Source organism: Streptomyces sp. SID14478 (assembly GCF_010548525.1).
Lineage (GTDB): Bacteria > Actinomycetota > Actinomycetes > Streptomycetales > Streptomycetaceae > Streptomyces.
The window spans coordinates 1-4,376 of sequence record NZ_JAAGMG010000445.1 but is presented as its reverse complement, the minus strand read 5'-3'; the positions used below and the strand labels follow the sequence as shown (position 1 = coordinate 4,376).

Here is a 4,376-nt window from a genome sequence, read left to right as displayed (position 1 = left end):
CTCGCCCATCGGCTGGCTGGAGAACACCCGCGCCTACGCCGGTGAGCGCTGGTGGGTGCTGCTGTTGTTCGCGGCGGCCGTGCTCGCCCAGGGCGCGGTGGCCTACGTGCTGGCCGGGCGGCGCGACATCGGCATGAGCTTCGTGCCCTCACGCCCGGGACCGGCCCGGGGGCGGCTCGGCTCGGCGGGCGCACTGGCCTGGCGGCTGCAGCGCGGCAGCGTCATCGGCTGGTCGCTGGCCTTCCTCGCGTCCGGGGCCGCGCTCGGCGGCGTCACGAACGGCGCCACCGACCTGGTCGGCGACAACGCGAGCACCCGCGACATCATCGAGCGGATGGGCGGCCAGTCCGGCATCACCGACGCGTTCCTCGCCGCGATGGTCGGCATGCTCGGGATGGTGGCGGCCCTGTACGTGGTGCAGGCCGTGCTGCGGATGCACGGCGAGGAGACCTCGCAGCGGGCCGAGCCGGTCCTGTCGGGCGCGGTGGGCCGGCTGCGCTGGGCCGCCGGCCACCTCGTGATCGCCTTCGCGGGCTCGGCGCTGATCATGCTGCTCGGCGGCCTCGGCCTGGCACTCGGCTACGGGCACGAACCCGGCCCGATCCTGGGCGCCTGCCTGGTCCAGCTCCCGGCGCTCTGGACGCTCGGCGCGGTGGCGGTGCTCCTGTACGGGCTCGCGCCGCGGGCGGCGGTCGCCGGTGGCTGGGGCGTGGCGGGCCTGGCGCTGCTGCTCGGCTGGATCGGCCCGGCGCTGAAGCTGCCGCAGGCGGTGATGGACCTGTCCCCGTTCGGGCACCTGCCGAAGCTGCCGGGCGGGGAGATGGCGTGGGGGCCGATGGGCGTACTCGTGCTGATGACCGCGGTGTTCGTGGCGGCGGGGCTGGTGGGGCTCCGGCGGCGGGACATGTCCAACTGAGCCGTGCTGCCGCATGGTTGAGGCCCCACCGGTCCGCCGGTGGGGCCTCTCGTTCCCGGCTTCAGGGGGCGTGCCCGGGCGCGGCGTCACACCACGACGGGCAGCGCCTCCATCCCCCGGATCACGAAGTTCGGCTTGCGGACCGGCTCCGCCGCGAGGCGCAGTGTCGGTGCCTGGGTGAGCAACGCCCGCATGGACGCGGCCAGCTCGAGGCGGGCGAGCGGGGCGCCGATGCAGTAGTGGATGCCCGCGGAGAAGGAGATGTGGGGGTTGTCCGTGCGGGTCAGGTCCAGGCGGGCCGGGTCCGCGAAGACCGCCGGGTCGTGATTGGCCGCTCCGAAGAGGAGGGCCACCTCGCAGCCCCGGGGGATCGTCGTGCCCGCCACCTCGATGTCCTCCAGCACCCAGCGCTCGAAGAGCTGGAGCGGGGTGTCGTAGCGCATCAGTTCCTCGACGGCCGAGGGGATCAGGGAGTGGTCCGCGCGCAGGGCCGCGAGCTGGTCGGGGTGGCGGAACAGGGCCCACCAGCCGTTCACGGTGGAGTTCACCGTGGCTTCGTGGCCGGCGTTCAGGAGCAGCACGCAGGTCGAGATCATCTCCTGCTCGGTCAGGCGGTCCCCCTCGTCGTGGGCCGCGATCAGGCCCGAGATCAGGTCGTCGCCGGGTTCGGCGCGCCGCCTCCCTATCAACTCGCGCAGATACGCGGTGAACTCGACCGACGCACGCACCGCCGCCCGTGCCGTCCGGTCCGCCGGGTTCAGCTCGTACATGCCGCAGATCGCCGCCGACCAGGGGCGCAGGAGCGGGCGGTCGGACTCAGGGATGCCGAGCATCTCCGCGATGACGGCGACGGGGAGCGGTTCGGCGACCGCCGCGAGCAGGTCACCGCCGCCGTCCGCGACCAGGCCCGCCACCAGGTCACCGGCCAACTTCTCTACGTAAGGCCGGAGTTGCTGCACGGTGCGCGGGGTGAACGCCTTCGACACGAGGCGGCGGATGCGGGTGTGGTCCGGGGGTTCGAGGTCGAGCATGCCGTGGTCGTTGAGGGTGTGGAACGGCTCGTGCTCGGCCGGTGGCGCCGTCCGGCCGAACTCCTCGTGCGCGTAACGGTGTTGGTAGGTGCGGCCGAGGCGCCTGTCCCGCAGCAGCGCCGCGACGTCGGCGTGGTGCGGGATCAGGTACTGGCCGGTGGGCGCGAACCGGTGGACCCGGCCGGACTCGCGCAGCGCCGCGTACGCGGGGTACGGGTCGGCGACGAACGCCGGGGACCACGGGTCGAAGGCGGCGCCGGCCGCGGGGGCTTCCATGCGGGGACGCTAGCCCCGCTCACCCCGGCGTGACCAGACGTGCCTCGTACGCGAAGACGGCCGCCTGGGTGCGGTCGCGCAGGCCCAGCTTCACCAGGACCCGGCTGACGTGCGTCTTGATCGTCGACTCGGCGACGACGAGCCGCTCGGCGATCTCCGCGTTCGACAGGCCCTGCGCGATCAGGACGAGCACCTCCGTCTCGCGCTCGGTCAGTTCGCCGTACACCTCGGGGTGCTGCACGGCGGGCAGCTTCGGGATCTCGGAGAGCTTCGAGAACTCGGTGATCAGACGGCGCGTGACCGAAGGCGCAAGCAGCGCCTCGCCGCTCGCCACCACCCGTACCCCGTCGGCGAGTTGGCGGGCCGAGGCGTCCTTGAGCAGGAAGCCCGACGCGCCCGCGCGCAGCGCCTGGTACACGTACTCGTCCAGGTCGAACGTGGTCAGCACGAGGACCTTCGCGCCCGCGTCGGCCGCGATGATCTCGCGGGTCGCCTCGATGCCGTTCAGCTCCGGCATGCGGATGTCCATGAGGACCACGTCGGGCTGGAGTTCGCGAACCTTGGCGATCGCCTCCAGGCCGTTGACCGCTTCGCCGACGACCTCGATGTCGGGCATCGCGCCGAGCAGCACCGAGAAGCCCTCGCGCACCATCATCTGGTCGTCGGCGATCAGGACCTTGATCATGCGCCGTCCTCCTCGGCAGGGGCGGCGGCCACGGGGAGGAAGACCGTGACCTCGTAGCCGCCGTCGGCGGTCGCGTCCGCCGTCATCACGCCGCTGAGCATCGAGACGCGCTCGCGCATGCCGGTGATGCCGTGTCCGGCGCCGGGGCTCGGTTTCGCCAGGGCGCTCGGCGGGCCGTTCACGATCCGCAGACCGAGCCCGCCGAGCACGTACGACACCTCGACCGCGGCGTCGGAGCCCGGTGCGTGCCGCAGGGTGTTGCTGAGCGCCTCCTGCACGATCCGGTACGCCGACAGCTCGACGCCCTGCGGCAGTTCACGGACGGCGCCGGTGACCGTCTTGGTGACGCTCTGGCCCGCGTCCCGCACGTTCTCCAGGAGCTTGTCGAGGTCGGCGAGCGTGGGCTGCGGGGCATCGGGCGCCTGGTAGTCCTCGGCCCGTACGACGCCCAGGACGCGGCGCAGTTCGGTGAGCGCCGCCACCGCGTTCTCCCGGATCGTGACGAACGCCTGCTCCAGCTCGGGCGGCGGGTTCTCGACGCGGTAGGGCGCCGCCTCGGCCTGGATGGCGACCACCGACATGTGGTGAGCGACCACGTCGTGCAGCTCGCGCGCGATGTTCGTGCGCTCTTCGAGCAGTGTGCGCTTGTCGCGCTCGACGGCGGTGACCGTGCGTTCCTGGACGACCTGGCGGCGCGACGTGCGGTTGGCCTGGATGAGGTGGACGAGGACGAGCCCTATGCCGGTCAGCAGTGCCAGCGGGATGACGTCGTTGTACACGCCGCCGATGACGGCGGCGACGACCATCGAGTACGTCCAGCTGAGGACCCACATCCACACCGCCGTGCGCACCCGGGTGCGGGCGGCGACGACCATCATCACGATCGTGTGCCCCGCGAAACTGCCCTCGGTCCACGGATACAGATACTGGTCGCTGGCCCCGAGGAGGAACGGGGCCACCGCGAGCGAGAGCCACCAGGCCAGGACCGGTCGCACCAGGGTGAGCGCCACGGGCACCGCCGCGAGCAGCCCGCCCACCAGAGCGGTCAACGCGTCGCTGTAGGTCGCCGCGCTGACGAGCATGGTGACGAGGGCGAGCCCCAGCACCACGACGTGCGGCACCACCTCCAACTCCCTGCGTATGCGGGCCGGGAACAGCTGGGCCAACGGCCCGTCCGCGGCCGCCCGGGGCAGCGGCCGGTAGGCGCGCACGTCCCGGAACAGGTCCTCGCGCAGCCCGCGCAGCGCCGACGTGGCGAAGCTGAACTCGGGGCTCCGCTCGCGGGGGCCCGTGGTGGTGGTCGTCTCGGTCATGCCACGACGGTACGGCCCGCGCGGGGGCCCGGTCGTCCATAGTCAGACGGGTTGTGGCCGTCCGCCGTGAGTACTACGCGGCGCCGGTCAGGGCGCGGCGCGCGGCCGCACCGGCCCCGTCCCGTACGCGGACACCGGCGCCTGGACGCGGCCCC

3 protein-coding genes and 1 pseudogene are annotated in these 4,376 nt (G+C 72.9%); 1 reads left to right on the top strand and 3 read right to left on the bottom strand.

Annotated elements, in window-relative coordinates:
* Positions 1-916 (top strand): annotated as a pseudogene (locus tag G3I40_RS15070) (ABC transporter permease); the annotation flags it as partial.
* An 86-nt stretch (positions 917-1,002) separates the two neighbouring features.
* On the opposite strand, the gene G3I40_RS15065 reads toward G3I40_RS15070, so the two are convergent.
* The 3 genes from G3I40_RS15065 to G3I40_RS15055 are packed head-to-tail and all read right to left on the bottom strand — an operon-like array spanning position 1,003 to position 4,221.
* Positions 1,003-2,223 (bottom strand): cytochrome P450, encoded by a 1,221-nt coding sequence (locus G3I40_RS15065; RefSeq protein ID WP_164302682.1) that lies wholly within the window; start codon positions 2,221-2,223, stop codon positions 1,003-1,005.
* Positions 2,224-2,242: 19 nt separating this feature from the next.
* The gene (locus G3I40_RS15060) at positions 2,243-2,908 is read right to left on the bottom strand and encodes a response regulator transcription factor (RefSeq protein WP_164302681.1); all 666 of its coding nucleotides are present in this window, start codon (positions 2,906-2,908) and stop codon (positions 2,243-2,245) included.
* A complete protein-coding gene (locus G3I40_RS15055) occupies positions 2,905-4,221 on the bottom strand; it encodes a histidine kinase (RefSeq protein WP_164302680.1) in 1,317 nt (438 codons plus the stop codon). Before G3I40_RS15055 ends, G3I40_RS15060 begins: the two co-directional genes overlap by 4 nt.
* Positions 4,222-4,376 lie beyond the last annotated feature (155 nt).